Source organism: Shewanella marisflavi (genome assembly GCF_002215585.1).
GTDB classification, from domain to species: Bacteria; Pseudomonadota; Gammaproteobacteria; order Enterobacterales; family Shewanellaceae; genus Shewanella; species Shewanella marisflavi.
In genome coordinates, this window is the sequence record NZ_CP022272.1 from 773155 (window position 1) to 792369 (window position 19215).

The 19215-nt window shown below is 53.5% G+C and carries 18 protein-coding genes; 14 read left to right on the forward strand and 4 right to left on the reverse strand.

From position 1 onward, the window contains the following. Positions 1-4: 4 nt before the first annotated feature. From CFF01_RS03440 to CFF01_RS03475, 8 genes are all read left to right on the forward strand, one after another. Complete coding sequence (locus CFF01_RS03440) at positions 5-388, forward strand: MAPEG family protein (protein ID WP_088903870.1); 384 nt, start codon at positions 5-7, stop codon at positions 386-388. A gap of 361 nt (positions 389-749) precedes the next feature. Next, complete coding sequence (locus CFF01_RS03445) at positions 750-2012, forward strand: efflux RND transporter periplasmic adaptor subunit (RefSeq protein ID WP_088903871.1); 1263 nt, start codon at positions 750-752, stop codon at positions 2010-2012. An 11-nt stretch (positions 2013-2023) separates the two neighbouring features. Further along, the gene (locus CFF01_RS03450) at positions 2024-2260 is read left to right on the forward strand and encodes a hypothetical protein (protein ID WP_088903872.1); all 237 of its coding nucleotides are present in this window, start codon (positions 2024-2026) and stop codon (positions 2258-2260) included. 65 nt (positions 2261-2325) lie between these two features. After that, entirely contained in the window at positions 2326-3048 is a 723-nt protein-coding gene (locus CFF01_RS03455; protein ID WP_033539911.1) for an ABC transporter ATP-binding protein, read from the forward strand. An 11-nt stretch (positions 3049-3059) separates the two neighbouring features. Further along, positions 3060-4370, forward strand: a complete 1311-nt coding sequence (locus CFF01_RS03460) for an ABC transporter permease (RefSeq protein WP_088903873.1) — start codon at positions 3060-3062, stop codon at positions 4368-4370. Between the two features lie 10 nt (positions 4371-4380). Next, entirely contained in the window at positions 4381-5577 is a 1197-nt protein-coding gene (locus CFF01_RS03465; RefSeq protein WP_088903874.1) for an FtsX-like permease family protein, read from the forward strand. A 412-nt stretch (positions 5578-5989) separates the two neighbouring features. Continuing rightward, positions 5990-7414 carry a sigma-54-dependent transcriptional regulator gene (locus CFF01_RS03470; protein WP_088903875.1) on the forward strand — a complete coding sequence of 475 codons (1425 nt, stop codon included), beginning with the start codon at positions 5990-5992 and terminating at the stop codon, positions 7412-7414. Next, positions 7411-8775, forward strand: a complete 1365-nt coding sequence (locus CFF01_RS03475; RefSeq protein WP_088903876.1) for a sensor histidine kinase — start codon at positions 7411-7413, stop codon at positions 8773-8775. Before CFF01_RS03470 ends, CFF01_RS03475 begins: the two co-directional genes overlap by 4 nt. Before the next feature lie 90 nt (positions 8776-8865). Here CFF01_RS03475 and pyrC read toward each other — a convergent pair whose 3' ends face one another. After that, positions 8866-9894, reverse strand: a complete 1029-nt coding sequence (pyrC, locus tag CFF01_RS03480; protein ID WP_088903877.1) for a dihydroorotase — start codon at positions 9892-9894, stop codon at positions 8866-8868. A 183-nt stretch (positions 9895-10077) separates the two neighbouring features. Here pyrC and CFF01_RS03485 point away from each other — a divergent pair, with 183 nt between their 5' ends. From CFF01_RS03485 to CFF01_RS03510, 6 genes are all read left to right on the forward strand, one after another. Further along, positions 10078-11067, forward strand: coding sequence for a transporter permease (locus tag CFF01_RS03485; protein ID WP_088903878.1), 990 nt, complete (start codon positions 10078-10080; stop codon positions 11065-11067). After that, the gene (iadA, locus tag CFF01_RS03490; protein ID WP_088903879.1) at positions 11067-12230 is read left to right on the forward strand and encodes a beta-aspartyl-peptidase; all 1164 of its coding nucleotides are present in this window, start codon (positions 11067-11069) and stop codon (positions 12228-12230) included. Before CFF01_RS03485 ends, iadA begins: the two co-directional genes overlap by 1 nt. A 202-nt stretch (positions 12231-12432) precedes the next feature. Continuing rightward, positions 12433-14133 carry an FAD-dependent oxidoreductase gene (locus tag CFF01_RS03495; protein ID WP_033539917.1) on the forward strand — a complete coding sequence of 567 codons (1701 nt, stop codon included), beginning with the start codon at positions 12433-12435 and terminating at the stop codon, positions 14131-14133. A 64-nt stretch (positions 14134-14197) separates the two neighbouring features. Continuing rightward, a complete protein-coding gene (locus CFF01_RS03500; RefSeq protein WP_033539918.1) occupies positions 14198-14629 on the forward strand; it encodes a YeeE/YedE family protein in 432 nt (143 codons plus the stop codon). An 8-nt stretch (positions 14630-14637) separates the two neighbouring features. Further along, on the forward strand, positions 14638-15108 hold the full coding sequence (locus CFF01_RS03505) for a DUF6691 family protein (RefSeq protein WP_088903880.1): 471 nt from the start codon (positions 14638-14640) through the stop codon (positions 15106-15108). 202 nt (positions 15109-15310) lie between these two features. After that, positions 15311-16630 carry a diguanylate cyclase domain-containing protein gene (locus CFF01_RS03510; RefSeq protein WP_088903881.1) on the forward strand — a complete coding sequence of 440 codons (1320 nt, stop codon included), beginning with the start codon at positions 15311-15313 and terminating at the stop codon, positions 16628-16630. A gap of 10 nt (positions 16631-16640) precedes the next feature. Here the strand turns inward: CFF01_RS03510 and CFF01_RS03515 are convergent, their stop codons facing one another. The 3 genes from CFF01_RS03515 to CFF01_RS03525 form a co-directional block, all read right to left on the reverse strand. Further along, positions 16641-17387 carry a phosphatase PAP2 family protein gene (locus tag CFF01_RS03515; RefSeq protein ID WP_232479497.1) on the reverse strand — a complete coding sequence of 249 codons (747 nt, stop codon included), beginning with the start codon at positions 17385-17387 and terminating at the stop codon, positions 16641-16643. Between the two features lie 124 nt (positions 17388-17511). Continuing rightward, positions 17512-17955: a SufE family protein gene (locus CFF01_RS03520; protein WP_088903882.1), complete on the reverse strand. Its 444-nt coding sequence runs from the start codon at positions 17953-17955 to the stop codon at positions 17512-17514. A gap of 42 nt (positions 17956-17997) precedes the next feature. Beyond that, the gene (locus CFF01_RS03525) at positions 17998-19209 is read right to left on the reverse strand and encodes an aminotransferase class V-fold PLP-dependent enzyme (RefSeq protein WP_088903883.1); all 1212 of its coding nucleotides are present in this window, start codon (positions 19207-19209) and stop codon (positions 17998-18000) included. Positions 19210-19215: the final 6 nt, after the last annotated feature.

Below are 19215 nucleotides of genomic sequence, written 5' to 3' on the forward strand. Positions count from 1 at the left end.
ATTAATGACTATGCTTTTGGGCTGTTTACTCTTTGCCATGTTGCTACCCTATCTGGCCAAGGTGCCTGTGGGCATGGCGATGGCCAAACAGGGGGGCTATGATAATGCCTATCCCAGAACCCAGCAGGCTCAGCTGACCGGCTTTGGTGCCCGGGCCTTGGCGGCACATCAGAACGCCTTCGAGTCCCTGCTGATCTTCGCGGTGGCGGCGCTGACCGTAATGGCGCGAGATAAGGTCGACGACACCGTCGGCTTGTTGGCCCTAGTGCATGTGGCGGCCAGATCTGCCTATCACCTCTTCTATCTCATGGATAAGAGCACGCTACGCTCTCTTTCTTGGTTTGTGGCCATCATCGCCGCCTTCAGCATCTTTGCCCGGGCGTTCTAATTCTTTCCTGATAGCCCTTCATGATAGCCCTTTATGATAGCCCTTCATTGGCGCAGTCCCTTGCCCTTCAGCGGTAAGGGCTGCGCACCAGCTCGCTAATCTTCCTATCGTTTTCATGATTTGTCCGCACGCTTTCATACGTCCGCGCTTTCTCATATGTCCGGCTTTCCTCATATGCGGACACCTGGGGAAAATGACCGGACACTTTTACGGGTGTCCGCGGACACTTTTAGGGGGCGTCTAGCGGGCATCCTTATCTAAAGCATTGAAAAATATTGAATATAAAAGTTGGCACGGCAATTGTAATCCTAATGGGCAGAATTCGACTCAGTCGAGTAACGGACACTGTTAGGGATAAACAATGATTAAAGATACCAGCGGACAAGATAAGCAAGTTGCCCCCAGTCTGGGACGCCGCATTAAATGGCCTGTCACTATCGGCGCAGGTGTACTTTTAGTTTCTGGCCTGGTGTGGGCCAGTGTGAGTGGCAGTAGTGTGAGCGAGTCGATTGACCGCAGCGAGCTGCGTTTTGCCACCCTGGAGCGCGGCACTCTGGTTCGCGATATTGCCTCGACCGGCAAGATAGTCGCCGCCAATGCCCCTATCCTCTACGCCCCGGAGAAGGGCACAGTGACCCTTATCGCTAACCCAGGTGACAAGGTGGAGCAGGGCCAAGTAGTGGCAACCATTGAGAGCCACAGCCTGACTAACAGCCTCAAGCAGCAACAGGCGCTGCTGGAAGGGATGCAGAGCGCTCTGGAGCGTGCCCGTCTCGACGCTCGCCGCGACCAGCTTAAGGCGATACAGACCCTGGATATGGCTAAGGTGGATCTTGAGGCCGCCGATCGCGAGAGCCGTCGTGGCGATCAGCTGATCGAGTCTAGCCTGATCTCCAAGATAGATTATGAGAAGAGCAAGGATGAGCTGCACAAGGCCAAGTTGCTCTATGCACACGCTCAGCAGGAAGCCGAGCTGATGAAAGATACCTTGAGCTTTGAGCTGAAAAACAAGGCCTCCGAGGTGGATCGTCAGGCCTTAGTGGTTAGCGAGCTGGAACGTCAGGTGGCGGCGCTAAATATCACGGCTCCTGTCGGTGGCATCATAGGTAACTGGTTGACAGAGCAGAAGGCCCGCATCGGCCATAGCCAGCCGATATTGACCGTGGTGGATCTTAGCGCCTTCGAGGCCGAGCTGGCGGTGCCTGAATCCTACGCCGACGAGCTGGGGATTGGCATGGATGTCGAGCTTAATTTCGGCGGTCAGCTGGTGATGGGCAAGCTGTCGGCCATCTCGCCTGAGGTGCGCAACCGTGAGGTCACTACCCGAGTACGCTTTAAGCAGCAAGAGGCGTTACACCTGCGTCAGAACCAGCGCCTGTCGGCCCGCGTGCTACTGGAAAACCGTCCCGACGTGCTCATGGTCAAGCGTGGCCCCTTCGTCAACAGTGGCGGCGGCACTCTGGTCTATGCGGTCGAGGGGGATCTGGCCGAGCGCACCGAGATCCAGCTTGGGGCACGTAGCATGAGTCATATAGAGGTGATCTCGGGTGGCGAGGCTGGTGATCAGTGGATTATCTCTTCCACAGACGCCTTTAAGAACGCCGAACAAGTATTGATCCGTTAAGGAGCGCAGCGATGAAGACCCTGATATTAAAGCTTAATCCGCAGCAAGTCGTCTCAGGCCTGGCCTTATTGCTCCTGCTGGTGGCGACTCAGGTCTATACCCAGTCTGCCTCAGACTGGTTCCTGCTTGGACTCAACATTTTAGAAGCGACCGGCATGCATGGGCAGGCCGTCGATACAAACCAACTTCCCGACGTCGCCAAGGTTGGCGGTGATCTCACTCAATGGTTATTGGCCCGATTGTCCTAAAGCATTTTGACATTGGTGCAATAACAAACTGAATAACGCGATACAAAAAATGAAGGAAACAACCCATGTTAACGATGAAAAATATCAACAAGGTGTTTAAAACGGATTTGGTGGAAACCCATGCGTTACGGGATTTCAATCTCGAGGTGAAAGAGGGCGAGTTTGTGGCCGTCACAGGGCCATCGGGATCAGGCAAAACGACCTTTCTCAATATTGCCGGCCTGTTAGAGGGCTTTACCCACGGTGAATATCATCTGGACGATGTCAACATCTCTAACCTGAGCGACAACAAGGCAGCAGCCATTCGCAACGAGAAGATAGGCTTTATCTTTCAGGGCTTTAACCTTATCCCGGATCTTAATCTGGCGGAGAATGTCGAGGTGCCATTGCGCTACCGCGGCTTTAGCGCCAAAGAGCGTCAGCGCCGGGTGAAGGCCGCGCTGGAGCAGGTGGGCCTGGGGGCGCGTATGAAGCATCTGCCGTCACAACTTTCCGGTGGTCAGCAGCAGCGTGTGGCGATTGCCCGCGCCCTGGCTGGCGAACCAAGATTTCTCCTCGCCGACGAGCCAACAGGTAACTTGGACAGCCTGATGGCTCGTCAGGTGATGGAGCTTTTAGAAGAGATCAATAAGGCGGGCACTACCATCATCATGGTGACCCATGATCCTGAGCTGGCGCGCCGCGCCCAGCGCAATATTCAGATCGTCGATGGTCAGGTGTGTGACTTTACCCTTTATCAGGGCGGTCAGCCGCATCTGGTGGACTCGGCCGAAAAAGCCGCCAGCTAAGGAGAGTAAATATGTTTTTATATTACGTCGATCTGGCCTGGCGCAGTATCCGCAAGACACCGATTATGTCGCTGCTTATGGTGCTGGCCATCTCCGTGGGAATAGGCATCACCATCACCACGCTAAACGTTTACAGCATGATGGCCTATAACCCAGCGGGGGAGCGCTCCGAGCAGCTCAACGCGATTCAATTCTGGTCACAGGGACCGGACTCCTGGGATGATTTTCACCGCCTGATCACCTATCAGGATGCGATGAACCTGCGTAAAGATAATAAGGCTCCGGCTCAAGCGGCGATGTTTCGTAGCGGCATGGCGGTGCAGACAGATAACCCAGAGGTGTTGCCAAGGTTGCAAGGTATTAGAGTCACAGATGGTGATTTCTTCAAGATGTTTGAAGTGCCCTTTGTCTTTGGTAATCCTTGGGACAAGGAGGTGGATCTGAATCCGGCCTATCAGGCGGTGATCGGTGAGAAGCTCAACCAAAAATTGTTTGGCGGTGAAAATAGCGTGGGCAAGACCATCTACCTCAACCGTAAGCCCTATCAGGTGGTGGGGGTAATTGGCGACTGGAACCCTCAGCCTAAGTATTACGACCCCACCAGTGGCGCCTTTGCTAAATCGGAGCAGATCTTTGTTCCATTTTCCCTGGCGGCTAACGAGGAGTTCAGCATCTGGGGTAACTCATCTGGCTGGAAATATGAGCAGATGAACAACTATCAGGACAGGTTGAATTCGGAGAAGGTGTGGCTGGAGTTTTGGACCTATCTGCCGACGAGTGAAGATCGCGCCGCTTATAAGAGCTATCTCGCCAACTATGTGGAGCAGCAGAAGGCGTTGGGTCGTTTTACTGATAACAAGTCGCCTGAAGATTCCCTGCTTATGTCTGACGTTGCAGGCTGGTTGGAGCGCAGCCATGTGGTGCCGGAAGATAATAAGATATTGGTGGGGTTAAGCGCCCTGTTCCTCAGCGTCTGCCTGGTCAATATTCTCGGCCTGATGTTGACCAAGTTTCTTAAGCGTGCCCCCGAAGTGGGAGTCAGACGTGCCATCGGTGCCAGCCGTGTGCAAATCTTCTCTCAGTACATGGTGGAAGTAGGGGTTATCGGCCTGTTTGGTGGCCTGGTGGGGCTGTTGTGGGCCTGGGGTGCTCTTTATGCCCTGTCTGCGCGCTTTGGCGTCGCCGAGGGACTGACCCATCTTTCTATGAGTATGTGGCTGATCACTCCAGCTATCGCCGTGGGTACCGCACTGCTGGCCGGACTTTATCCTGCCTGGGTGGTGTGCCGCACTAAACCAAGCGTCTACTTGAAGAGCCAATAAGGGATTGAAAATGCTTAATATTAAACCAATTTTTAGCAGCTTGTTGCGCAGTAAGAGTGGCCCAGTATTGCTGTTTGTACAGATAGTCCTATCGGTGGCGATTGTCGCTAATGCCAGTTTCATCATTCATGAGCGTCTGCAGTTGATGCAGCGCGACTCTGGCATAGATGAAGAGCAGGTACTGACCTTTAGTGTGTTTAACTTCGATCCCAGCATAGATGGCGAACAGCAAAATAAGATCGATCAGCAGATCCTGCGCGCTTTGCCTAACGTAGAGGCGGCCACCTCCACTAACATGTTACCCCTGAGCGGCAGTGGTTGGTCGAGCACCCTCAATCTGGGGCCAGATCCTGAGACGGCCAAGTCAACGCCACAGTTTGCCATGTACCTGGGCACAGAGCATACCGTTAAGACGCTTGGACTCAAGCTCGTCGAGGGGCGTAATTTCTACGCCGATGAGATCAATAAGAGCGTCAACGATCCCGGTAAGCTGGCGATCATCTCCAAGGCATTGGGTGAGGCGGTATGGCCGGGTGAGTCGGCCATCGGTAAGTTGCTCTATGTCGATGATGAGCAGCTTGAGGTGGTTGGCGTAGTGGAGAAGTTTCAGGGCGCCTGGGTCGACAGCGACGAGCTTGAATACAGTGTGATCCACAACGTCGACTTTGCGGGTTATAGCTATATGGTGCGTGCGGAGCCCAGTCAGCATAAGGCAGTGCAAGACGCTATTACCAAGGCGTTGATGAAGGAGAATCCCAACCGAGTGATCGACGATTTTCAGTCTGTCGCCGAGGTGAAGAAGCGCTCCTACCGGGATCACGAGCTGATGATTACCGTGCTCTCTATGATGGTGGTCCTGCTGCTGTTGATAACTAGCCTGGGCTTGACAGGTATGGTGATGTTCAATATCCAGCGCCGAACCAAGCAGATAGGCACTCGTCGCGCTCTGGGAGCGACCAAGGGAGATATCTTGAGCCTCTTCCTGGTGGAGAACTACCTCATCTGTCTCTCGGGTGGGATATTAGGCGCCAGCCTGGCGGTACTGCTGGGGCAGCAGTTGATGAAGTACTATGATCTGCCGCAGCTCAACCTCCTCTACCCGGTACTGACGGTAGTGGGTATGTTGCTGGTGACCACGGTTGCCGTAGTGCTGCCGGCACGCAAGGCGGCGAACATCTCGCCGGCCATGGCGACCCGTAGCGTCTAACACAAGGATGTTAACCCAAAGACGTTAACCTAAAGACGTTAACCCAAAGTCGTTAACCACAGATTCACCGAGAGCGTTTGCCCTTTTCATCGGCGGCGCTTTCGGTTAGTTTGTTGTTTTTATGTGTAAAAGGCTTAGGGTCTGTTTATCTTTCAGGTTTAGTTTATGTTCAATCTAAACGCATTTTTCTCAAGGCATGCGCAATGCGGCATAGCAGCGCTATGTTAATTGCGTATAACACAGAGCAGGAGGCGTTTAGATGAACCCCTTGGGCAGCGTTTGTAGGTCATTTTTACGGCGTTCTCGCCAGTTAGAGTAGAACAACTATAGGATACAGGTTTTGCCTTGTATCAATCACAGGCAAACGGCTGCAGAAACAAATAGGAAAGGTCAACAGACCCTATTAGAAGATATGGATACGATTCTCATCGTCGATGACAACCAGGCAGTTTGCAGCGCGCTTTCTTTAATGCTGGAACTCAATGGATTTAAGACCCTAAGTTGTTTCTCGCCGGACGAAGCCCTGGCGTTGGTGGCCGAGCAGGAGATCGCCCTGGTGATCCAGGACATGAACTTTACCCAGGACACCACCTCGGGCGAAGAGGGCAAGCGCCTGTTTTACGACATTCGCGCCTGTCAGCCCCAGCTGCCCATCATACTCCTGACCGCCTGGACCCAACTGGAGCTGGCGGTTGAGCTGGTAAAAGAGGGCGCCGCCGACTACATGGGCAAGCCCTGGGACGATGACAAGCTACTTAACAGCGTCAACAACCTGATCTCCCTTCACACCCTGTCACAGCAGAATTCTCAGCTGGCCCGCTCGGAGCATCAGCGGATGTCGGCGATAAAGGATGCCGATCTTTGCGGCATTGTCTTTGGCAGCGGCGCGATGCAGCGCTGCATTGACCTCGCGCTGCAGATCGCCAAATCCGACGTGTCAGTATTAATCACAGGGCCAAACGGTGCCGGTAAGGATAAGCTGGCGGACATACTGCACGCTAACTCGCCCCTCAAGCATAAGCCCTTCATCAAGGTGAATATCGGCGCGCTACCTATGGAGCTGCTGGAGGCAGAGCTGTTTGGCGCTGAGGCGGGCGCCTTTACCGGCGCCAATAAGACGCGTATCGGCCGTTTCGAGGCCGCCGACGGTGGCACCCTGTTTCTCGATGAGATAGGCAATCTGCCACTGTCTGGGCAGGTGAAACTGCTGCGTGTGTTGCAGACCGGCGAGTTCGAGCGTCTGGGCAGCCATCAGACCCGCAAGGTGAAGGTGCGGGTGATCAGCGCTACCAATGCGGATCTCGCCGATGATATCGCCAGCGGTCGCTTCCGTGAGGATCTTTTCTACCGTCTCAATGTGATCGAGCTGGCCCTGCCGCCCCTTAATCAGCGTCAGGATGATATTTTGCCCCTGGTGAATCACTTCATCGGTCAGGATTTTAGCCTGAGTAAGCCTACCCAACAGGCGTTGGTCAGCTATCCTTGGCCGGGCAATGTGCGCGAGCTGGAGAATGCCTGCAAGCGAGCGGTGATCCTGGCCGCCAGCCCCACGCTGACCATGACCGACTTTGGTTTGAAGCCTGTGAGCGACCAGCCATCTGTGGCGGCATTCAACACGGCACCGCAGGCGAATCCCTCTGCTGTTAGCCAAGCGCAAACCGCTACCGCTGAAGGTGCAGCTGATGTGGCTGAGACCAGCCGCAGCGAGCCTACCGAAGCCGATATCGAGCAGGCCCTGGCAGAGCATAACGGGGTGATCGCCCGTGTGGCCAAGTCGCTGGGGCTAAGCCGTCAGGCGCTCTATCGCCGCATGGAAAAATTTGGGATCGAGAAATGACCCTGACGCTGCGCACTAAGCTTATCTGGGGCAATGTGATAGCCAGTCAATTGGCGATAGGCCTGTTTGCTTTGCTGTTAGTAAATCTGTTCCCTGAGTTGTCGCAGAGCCTGACCCTAGGGCCTGTGCTGACTTGTATGCTGCTGGCTGGTGCCTTGGTTTGGCTCTTGACCCGCTGGTTGACCCAAGGGCTATCCACCAGTCTCAAGGCGCTGGAGGTCGGACTGCTTAACATCAAAGACAATGATTTCAGCGTCAATATTCCCGAGAGCGGCGACAGTCAGCTTAAGGCGTTGTCGCGTTTGTTTAACGAGTCGGCAGCGGTACTTCGCCGCGAGCGTCAGTATATCTATCAGCGTGAGCTGCTGCTGGACAAGGTGATCCAAAGTTCTCCCAATGTGATGGTATTGCTCGATGATCGCCAGCGCATCATCTATGCCAACGACGCCGCCCGTCATCTGTTTGCCAAGGGAGCCAGGATCGAAGGGGGCATGCTCGATGAGCTGCTAAGTGGCGTCAGTGAAGAGCTGGCGAGCGCAGTGAATAATCCCAAGGGTGGCCTGTTTACACTCGCAAGCCTAGATGAGGGCTGCGAAGATGAGACCTGGCATCTCTCTCGCGGGCGCTTTCTGCTCAATGGTCAGTATCATCATCTTATCCTGCTTAAGCAGATGACCCGGGAGCTAAACCGTCAAGAGGTGGCGGTGTGGAAGAAGGTTATTCGCATCATCAGCCATGAGCTCAACAACTCGGTGGCGCCTATCGCCTCTATGGTGAACTCGGGGCGCAAGCTCACCGCGCCGCTTGATGACCCTAAGCTTAAGCTTATCTTCGATACCATAGAGGACAGAACTACCCACCTGAGTCAGTTTATCTTCAACTATGCCCGTTTCGCTAAACTGCCTCTGCCCAAGCGCAGCGAGGTGGATTGGCACAAGCTGGTGGCCCAGTTGGCGGAGCATTTTCGTTTTACCTTTGTGGGGGAACTGCCCCAGCGCTGTGGTTACTTTGACCTTATTCAGCTGGAACAGGTGCTGCTGAATCTGCTGAAAAATGCCCACGAGTCAGGCTCGAAGGAGGAGGCGATCACCTTGAGTGTTAATGAGCAGCATTTGGCCGATGGCAGTGACGGGGTGAATATCGAGATAGCCGATGAGGGCAGTGGTATGTCGCCGGAGGTATTAACCCAGGCGCTGCTACCTTTTTACTCCACCAAGCACTCTGGCACTGGACTAGGCTTGGCTTTGTGTAGGGAGATCATCGAGGCCCATGATGGTCGCATCAGCCTGCATAATCGTGAGCAGAAGGGGTTAGTGGTGCGCATCTGGCTGCCCTATGATTTAACTCAGCCAAGCGATTAAGCGCTTAAATAAGACTAACTGAAACAGCAAGTTAAAATAAAAAAAACACCGCCATCGGGCGGTGTTTTTTATTGGCGAGATGAGCAATGGTTAGGCTTCAACCTGCCATTCTATGGTTTCGCCAGCGCGGATCGGCACGACGCCTGTGTCACCCAGTGGATAAGTGGCGGGCACTTCCCAGCTTTGCTTGACCAGAGTGATGGTGTCTGTGTTGCGCGGTAGGCCGTAGAAGTCCGGGCCGTTGAAGCTGGCAAAGGCTTCTAATTTGTCCAGAGCATTCACTGACTCGAACGCCTCGGCATAAAGCTCAATGGCGGCATGAGCCGTGTAGGAACCCGCACAGCCACAGGCGGCTTCTTTACGATCTTTGGCGTGTGGCGCCGAATCGGTGCCCAGGAAGAACTTCTTGCTGCCGCTCGCTGCCGCCGCCAGCAGTGCCTGCTGGTGGGTGTTGCGCTTGAGAATAGGCAGACAGTAGAAGTGAGGACGAATACCGCCGGCCAACATATGGTTGCGGTTATAAAGCAGGTGGTGAGCCGTGATAGTCGCGGCCACATTGTCAGGCGCGCCCATGACGAAATCCACCGCATCTTTGGTGGTGATATGTTCCAGCACTATCTTAAGTGACGGGAAGTCGGCAACTACCTGCTTGAGGGTATTGTTGATAAAGGTGGCTTCGCGGTCGAAGATGTCGATGCTCGAATCTGTTACCTCACCGTGGACCAAGAACAGCATGCCCACTTCCTGCATCGCCTCGAGTACCGGGTAGATGTTCTTCACATCTGTCACACCCGAGTCAGAGTTAGTTGTGGCGCCCGCAGGATAAAGCTTGGCGGCAACCACCTTACCCGAGGCCTTGGCGGCGCGGATATCGTCAGCCGTAGTATTGTCGGTCAGATAGAGCACCATCAGAGGTTCGAAATTGGTGGTGCAGACCGCTTTGATGCGCTCATAGTAGGCCAGCGCCGAGTCGACATTGGTGGCCGGAGGCACCAGGTTTGGCATGATGATGGCGCGGCCCATGTAGCGGCCAGTGTCTCTTACGGTATCGGCCAGCACGTCACCATCGCGTAGGTGTACATGCCAGTCATCGGGGCGGGTAATGGTTATTTTGGTCATCGAGGTATCTTTCTTTTGCGTAGAATGGCTGGATCTTATGTGGCTAAGGTAAGCCTGTAAAGGGTAAACGGCCCCAATAATTGACTATTTTTATCTTGTTTAAGAGAGTGGCTAAGCGCCACTCTCTGATTGTATAGAGACAATTAACGCAAGTGTTAGTGACTGACGCTCAGCTCAATATCGATGTTGCTGTGGCTTGGCTGGTTTTTTATTATCTTTTGGCAAGTTTCCTCAGTATTAGCCTTAGGCTATGACACTGCAACCGTGGTATTAGTTACTTATGTGGCAACTCAAATAGGTTTTGCTACCTCTTGGATGAACCCTTTTAGTGTGGCAATTGCTCAGGGGATCGCTGATGTTCCTATTATGTCTGGAGCAGGATTGAGAGTAAGCGCCTGGTGGCTATTTACCCTTACGGGGCTAATCTTTACCGTCAGGTACGCTAAAAAACATCAAGGTCAGCCAGAAAATCTAGCGACAGAGAAGCTTGGTGATATTCGCTGCGGAAGGTTTGAATGGTTAGTTGTTGCCAGCTTAATGGGGGTTATCGCCTGGGTTGTCTGGGGCGTTGTTGTGCAAGGCTATTATATCCCTCAGATCGCTAGCCAGTTTTTTGCCTTGGCACTCTTGGTGGGGGCCATTGCGATTCTGTTTAGGCGTCGCAGTGCTAATCAGGTGTCAGCTTCCTTTCAAAAAGGAGCTGCTGAATTACTACCCGCTGCGATGATTGTCGGTTTTGCCAAAGGCATAGTGATTATTTTAGGTGGCGACGATCCTACTCAAGCCTCTGTTTTAAATACTGTGCTTCATTACGCCGGTGAGTCATTGGGGTCTTTACCTCAGACCTTATCGGCGGTCGCTATGTACCTATTTCAGTCCTCGTTGAATTTCTTTGTGGCATCGGGATCTGGGCAGGCCGCTTTGACTATGCCACTGATGGCCCCTCTGGCTGATATTGCCGGTGTGAGTAGACAAGTGTCTGTACTCTGTTTTCAACTGGGAGATGGATTAACCAATTTAATTATTCCAACATCGGCCTCATTAATGGGGTGTTTGGGTGTCGCTAAGCTGTCATTTGGTCAATGGGTTGGTCTAATATGGCGTTTTCAGTTGCTGTTGACCTTCATGGCTAGTGGCTTGATTTTGTTTGCTGTTTTCATTGGATATAACTGATGCTAACTCTTATACGTAATGCTGCAATTTATAATCCTGAATTTATTGGTATTCAGGACATTCTTTTTAGTGGCCGTGATGTCATCAGTATCGGAGCCAAGATTGAGATGCCCCAATCACCATGGCTTAATCAGATTGATGCTAAAGGAAGAGCACTCATTCCTGGGCTGGTCGACCCCTTGGTGCATATCACTGGAGGTGGTGGTGAAGGTGGTTACCATACCCGCACCCCTGAGATGAACTTAACTGATGCCACACTCGCCGGGGTGACGACATTGGTTGCCGCGCTTGGTACTGATTCTGTGAGTCGTAGTCTCAATGACTTGGTTGTCAAAGCGAAAGCGCTGAATTACGAAGGGCTGTCGGTTTATTGTTATACCGGATCCTATGAATATCCCGTCAAGACGCTGACCGGCGATATCACCCAAGATCTGATGTTAATTGATAATGTTATCGGGGTGGGGGAAATTGCGATTGCCGATCATCGAGGTTCTCAATTGACCTCAGATGAACTTGCACGAGTTGCCTCTCAGAGCCGGGTTGGTGGCATGTTAAGTGGTAAAGCTGGAATCGTTTTTGTGCATGTGGGAGATGGGCGGTCGGGTTTAGCGCTCTTACATGATGTTGCCAAAAACAGTGATATCCCCCTGAGTCAATTTTATCCGACCCATATAAATCGCTCACAAACACTGCTGGAGCAAGGTGTGGCCTTTGCTAAAGCGGGCGGAGTCATTGATTTTACCGCATCGACCAATGCTTATTATCTAGATGAAGGAGAGGTCTCTATTGTTGATGCTGTGCAATTTGCGCTTTCTCAGCAACTGCCGCTAAGTCAGATCAGTCTTAGCTCAGATGGCAATGCCAGCCTGCCGGTATTTAATGAACGCGGCGATTGTGTTGGGGTTGAAGTTGGTCAAGTTGGCAGTTTGTTTGAGGCTTTTACGGCCTTAAGAGAGTCGGGTCTTTCTTTGGAGCAAGTGTTACCTATGGTGACGAGTAATGCGGCAAGAGTGCTGAAATTATGGCGCAAGGGAGGTATAGGTGTAGACAAAGATGCTGATTTGGTGCTGCTTGATGAACAGATGCAAATAGATAAAGTGTGGTGCCAAGGCCATCTGTTAGTCGATGCTGGTAAGCCTCTGCGAAAAGGAACATTTGAATAAAACCCAAAGTAAATGTGAATTAAATGCAGCCAATATGGCTGCATTTTTTTGAATTGATGCGGCTTTATTGAGCTGTTTATCGATATTGATCACTGTTTCAAATTTTCACTTAGATTTTTCTAATAAAACAAATTTGCATGTACAGGCGAATGTAATACACTCTCGGCCAAGGTCTGATTTGTGCAGTAGGAGAAGCATTGAGATGAAGAAGATACTGATCATAGGCGGCGTCGCGGGTGGTGCATCGGCGGCGGCAAGGGCGCGCAGACTCAGCGAAACCGCCGAAATCATCATGTTTGAGCGCGGTGAGTATGTGTCATTTGCCAACTGTGGTCTGCCCTATCATATCAGTGGCGAAATCGCTAAGCGCAGCGCCCTTGTGCTGCAGACTCCGGAAAGCTTTAAAGCCAGATTTAACGTTGATGTACGCGTGATGCATGAGGTGGTTGCTATCGATCGCGCCGCCAAGTTAGTAACCGTCAGACGTCTGAGTGATGGCAGCGAATATCAGGAAAGTTATGATGCCTTGCTGCTCAGCCCTGGTGCAGCGCCTATCGTGCCGCCAATCCCTGGCATAGACAACCCGTTAACCCATTCGCTGCGCAATATTCCCGATATGGATCGCATTCTGCAAACGATCCAGATGAACAATGTCGAACACGCTACGGTTGTTGGTGGTGGCTTTATCGGTCTGGAGATGATGGAGTCCCTGCATTATCTCGGTATTAAGACCACGCTACTGGAGCTGGCACCTCAGGTGATGACCCCTGTTGACCGTGAGATGGCGGGCTTTGTCCATCAGGCAATCCGCGAGCAAGGTGTTGATCTGCGCCTGGACACGGCGTTGAAAGAAGTCAATTATCAGGCGCAAACTCACGTGGCGAGCGACGCCGCCGGTGAAGAGACCGCCCATCAGCATCTAAAGGGACGCCTTAACCTCACCTTGAGCAACGGCGAGACGCTAGATACAGATCTGTTGATCATGGCCATTGGTGTGCGCCCCGAGACGCAGCTGGCCCGCGATGCGGGACTGGCGATTGGTGAGCTTGGTGGTATCGCGGTGAACACCATGATGCAGACCAGCGACCCCGCTATCTATGCGGTGGGCGATGCCGTCGAGGAGCAAGATTTCGTTACCGGTCAGGCTTGCCTGGTACCCTTGGCGGGCCCGGCAAATCGTCAGGGCCGCATGGCCGCCGACAACATGTTTGGCCGCCAGGAGCATTATCAGGGCACTCAAGGGACGGCGATCTGTAAGGTGTTCGATCTGGCCGTTGCTGCCACCGGCAAGAATGAGAAACAGCTTAAACAGGCTGACATCGCCTATGAGAAGGTCTATGTGCACACCGCCAGCCACGCCAGTTACTATCCTGGCGCTGAGGTAGTCTCTTTCAAACTGCTGTTCGATCCCGTTAAGGGCACCATCTTAGGGGCTCAGGCCGTGGGCAAAGATGGTATCGATAAGCGCATCGATGTGATGGCGGTTGCCCAGCGCGCCGGAATGACGGTTGAGCAGCTTCAGCATCTTGAGCTGAGCTATGCCCCGCCATACGGCAGTGCCAAGGATGTCCTCAATCAGGCCGCCTTTGTGGCCAGCAACATCATCAAGGGGGATGCCACACCGATTCACTTCGATCAGATAGATGATCTCAGTGATGATCAACTTCTGCTGGATGTGCGTAACCCTGGCGAGCTTAAAAATGGTGGCTTCGAGGGCGCGGTTAATATTCCGGTGGACGAACTGCGCGATCGCATGCATGAGCTGCCTAAAGATAAGGAGATAGTGATCTTCTGTCAGGTAGGGCTGCGGGGTAATGTGGCCTATCGTCAGCTGGTCAACAATGGCTATCGGGCGCGTAACCTCATCGGCGGTTATCGCACCTATAAGTTTGCCACTCTTTAAATTTTTACCAGAGGGTCTAATGGCCCTCTCGCTTTCTTTTCGCGACAGATGAAAGAGGTACTCGATGTTTTCATCACTCGCTATCGCCTTGTGCGGTGGTCTATTGATTGGCTTGGCGGCAAGCCTGCTCTTGGTCGTTAACGGCCGAATCGCCGGTATTAGCGGCATCATATATGGCGCGCTGTGGCGCCGCGAGTCTAAGTCCATATTGGGCTGGCAAGTTTATTTTCTCGCAGGGCTGGTGTTAAGCGGCCTGTTGCTGGCCGCGCCACTTAAGGAGTGGCTGGCGATTGAACCTGTGGTCTTGAGTGCCGGGGGGATCGCCTTGCCGACCCTACTGCTGGCAGGTTTGCTAGTGGGCATAGGCAGTTCTCTGGGCAACGGCTGCACCAGCGGTCATTGCATCTGCGGCATCGGCCGTTTGTCGCCGCGCTCCATTGCCGCGTCGCTGGTGTTCATGTTGGTGGGCATAGCTGCCGCCGTGTTGCTGAACTAGGGGGCGATATGCGTAATTTAATTGCTTTACTCTCGGGCCTGTTGTTTGGTGCCGGTCTACTGCTCTCGGGCCTTGCCGATCCCGCTAAGGTGCTGGGCTTCTTGGATGTCAGCTTGATCGCGAGCGGTCAATGGGACCCCAGCTTAATGTTGGTGATGGGCGGTTCCCTTAGTGTCTATCTGCCCATTTATCTCTTGTGGGTAAAACCCAGAATGGCCCAAAAGTTAGGTCCTGTGCTGGATAGTCATTATCAGGTGCCAAACAAGACACGTATCGATGGTCCTCTGGTGGTGGGTGCAGGGCTATTTGGCCTGGGCTGGGGCATGTTAGGTATTTGTCCGGGCCCAGCTGTGGTGAATCTCTCCAGTTTCGATCCCTTGGCGTTGGCCTTCATGGCGGCGATGATCTTAGGCGCCTATTTAGGTCGCCTGCTTCAACGCCTGCAACAGCGCAGAATGCAGACACAGGTCGAGGCTTAACTTACTTATTTTAGTGCGAAAGTACTTGGCAGCGCCTGGCTTTGATGCTTAGCTAATAGTGATTGATGGGGCGCGATGTTCGCGCCTCATTCTGGCCTTCACTTGACGAGTGTTGAGGCCGAACTGTTTAGGAGGCGCTGATGCATCGATATCGATTTCCCCATTATATTCTCTCCCTTGAGGCAAGCCCGGTACGCTAAATATGGCTATGATGGGGCTGAGCTTACTGTTACTCCTGGCGCTGTGCGTGCTGGTGTTTCTCTTGCTGCGAAGACGCAGCTGGGAGCCATTACGCTTTGAAACCTTAGCCTCCCAATTGGATGACGGTGTTATCCTTATCGATGCTAAGGGCAGTATTCTTGCCCATAATGCCCTGGCGGTGAGCTTGATGCAGGAGGAGGCGACCGATCTTAGGGGCAAGTCGCTGGCCTTGTGGCTTAAAGATTCTAATGGGGCACAACTGCGGCAGATTGACGATCGTCAGTTGGGGACCAGTTTGAATCTGGGTCGTGAGTTCTTAAGTTTTACCCGCCTGAGCCAAGAGGCGCGCGGCCAGTTACTCATAGTGCGTCACCACTCCTTAGAGCAGGATATTCGTCAGGATATTACCCGTTATCATCACAGTCAGTATTTTGCCCAAATAGGCACCTGGGACTGGGACGTTGGCACAGATACCCTCTATTGGTCCGATGCTATCTATGGCATCTTCGGCTACAAATTGGGGGAGGTCACCCCAAGTTATGAGTTCTTCTATTCTCGAGTTCACCCTGAGGACCGCGAAAAGGTTAGGGCGGGCGAAGAGCGCTGTATTGCTACCGGTGAGAATCACGACGAGGAGTACCGTATCCTCTGGCCTGACGGCTCGGTGCGCTGGGTGCGCGAGACGGGTAACCTGGTGAAAGACAGCGAGGGGGAATTGCTTAAGATGGTGGGTGTGGTGCGCGATATCACACAGGATAAGGCGCTGCACAACAAGCTTGAGCAGATGGCACATCAAGATCCTTTGACCGGCTTACCCAATCGTTTGCAGCTCGAACAGCATCTGGCACAGGCGATAGCGCGAGCGAGTCAAATCAAGTCGCGAGTGGTGCTTATCTTTATCGACCTCAATAACTTTAAACAGATTAACGACACCCTTGGCCATCAGGCAGGCGATCGCGTCTTGATGACGGCAGCCGAAAGGCTAAAAACCTGGCAGCGGCCAGAGGACCTGGTGGCGCGTATTGGTGGTGATGAGTTTGTCATCATGGTGCCAGATCTGCCTCTGGAGGCGATGCTTGAACAGGAGGTCTCAGCGCTTGCTAAAGGACTGTTCGAAGGCTTTCGTGAGCCCCTCTTGCAGACAGGAAAGGGGATTCAAGCCAGCTTAGGCTTTGCCGTTTATCCCGATCATGCCAGCAATATGGACGCCCTGCTGCATGTGGCCGATCAGGCGATGTATGTTGCCAAGGGGCGTGGGGATGACCAGTACCATCTGGGGCCGGATCTTCGTGCCGATCTCGGCCACCGTCTGGCGCGCTAAGGCTTCCTCTTTAGCGGCTAAGAGCCTCCAGCGTCTGGTTTGTCTGGTTCTGGTCTCGCTTGCGGCGCAAAAATAAGCCGTAATACCAACTCATCGCCGAGCACCAAGCGATCGCCAAACTCCAGACGTCGTGTGATAGAAAATGTGCGCCTCTGAGCTGCTGCGCCACGCCAAAGATAACCCCCAGCCCAAGCCCAAAGCCCAGCCCCAACCAGCGATAGCGCGGCGCGTAGCTAAGGGCAAAGAAGTAGAGTGCTACCCAGGCATAGCCGCCGCTAGAGTGACCTGCCGGAAAGCATTGCCCGGGCGAGTTGGCATCAACCTTAGGTGAAAACAGCGAAAAGTAATCGGCAGCTCCCCCGAATATCTTCAGATGCCAGGGGCAGTCTAGGTGAATAAAAGACTTGCCGAGTCTGACCAATATCACGCTGCTGAGCACGCTCATCAAGAGAAAGATCAAACCTCGGCGATAGTATGCCAGGGTGGCTTTTTTGCTGCTCAGGGCGAGCAGACTAATGACTATGACTCCTAGCAAGATCACCAGATCGCGGCCACCGACATGGATCAGTTTTTCTGTCAGCCAGGCGCTGCGTAGCGGCCAGCCATAGATACCGCCTTCGAGGTGAAACAGCCATTGGCTGAGGGCGAGGTCGATATGAAACAGTTCGATCAGCATGACAGCCAGGATAAACAGCATGCCGGGTACTAGAAGATGTTGGCGCCAAAAGGCGGTAGAGGTTTGCGTGTCTGCTGACATATAGATTGCCCCATTGGCACCTCGGTTGAGGTGCTAAATCAAAACAAAGTGCTGGGGACAAGTCTATGGGTATGGGCGTGAATATTATGTCAACAAGCACTACCTAAGGAGCAAGGCTGAGGAGTTAGTTGGCGGCCGCCTTGATCGCCTGTGCCAGCGCCAGTACGCCATTGGTTCGCGATGGGCTTAGCTGACCACTGAGTCCCAACTGCTCGAAATAGGCGTCAAGATCCAGGGCTGCGATGCTGGCCTTATCTTGCCCATGCGTAACGGTCAGCAGCAGGGCGATCAGTCCCTTGACGATACGGGCGTCGCTGTCCGCCAGGTAGTAATGTTTGCCGTCAATCTCTCTGTGATAGAGCCAGGCGTTGCTCTCGCAGCCTCTGACTTGGGCCGAGGGTTGCCGTAAAGCCTCGTCCAGAGACGGTAGGCGTTTGCCCAGCAACATCAGGGCGCGGTAGCGCTCCTGCCAGTTTGCCGCCTGGGTGAAGTTTGGCAGTATCTCCTGGGGATCCAGTTCGAGGCGGGTAAAGGCCTCTGGTTCTGGGCTTAAGGGGGTATCACTCATCTAGGACTCATCTTCGTCAGTTGTGGCGCGAGTTAGCGTCAATTAAAGCAAAAGGTCTTTTACCGATTGTAGCGCCTCGATAAAGCGATTTATATCTTCATCGCTGGAATAGACGCCGAGCGAGGCACGGCAGCAGCCTGAAAGGCCCAGTGTTTGCATCAGCGGCATGGCGCAGTGATGACCGCAGCGAACGGCGATCCCTTGTTGATCCAACAAGATCCCTACATCCTGGTGATGTTCGCCGGTGAGGTTAAAGGCTACCGCGCCGACATTGTCTTCGTGGGCGCCATAGAGGGTGATCCCGCCGAGGGCGTTTAGCTCGGCCTGCAGGCGTTTGAGCAGTACCTGTTCATGGGCCCTGATTTCAGCCCTTGGCAGCGACTGAAGAAAGTCGATAGCGGCGCCCAGGCCAATCACCTCGGCGATGGGCGGCGTACCCGCCTCGAGACGATTGGGCAGTATATTAAATGTGGTGCCCTCGAAGCTGACCTGTTTGATCATCTCGCCGCCGGTAAGCAGGGGCTCGAGTTTGTCTAGCTGATCAAAGCGGCCATATAAGATCCCAACGCCGGTCGGGCCATACATCTTATGGCCGGAGAAGAGGTAGAAGTCGCAGTCGATGGACTGTACATCCACCTCAAGATGGGCGATCGCCTGGGCGCCATCGATAAGGGTCAGAGCGCCAACCGACTTGGCCTGGCTAACCATCTCGGCTACTGGGTTAACCGTGCCCAGCACGTTGGAAACATGGCTCAGGGCAACGATACGCGGCTGACGTTTGAGCAACTCACGGTAGGCCGTTTGATCCAGACGTGCGTCATGGGTCAGTGGGATGGGGACGATTTCGGCGCCGGTTTGCTTGGCCAGCATCTGCCAGGGAACGATATTGGCATGATGGGCGGCGTTGTCGATCAGAATCAGATCTTGCGGTTTTAATTGGGATGCTAACCCTTGGGCGACCAGGTTGATCCCTTCTGTGGTGCCATGGGTGAAGATGATCTCTTCTCTTCTGGCGGCATGAATAAAGCGCTGAACCTGGCTGCGCACCGCCTCATATTGGCTGGTGGCTCGGGCGGATAGCTGATGGGCGGCGCGATGCACATTGGCATTATCTTGGGCGTAATAGCCGGTCATGGCGTCGATCACCCCTTGGGGTTTCTGACTGGTCGCGGCCGTGTCCAGATACACCAGGGGATAGTCGCCGAGTGTCTGGCTGAGGGCAGGAAACTGACTGCGCAGCTGGCTAAATTCCATCAATTG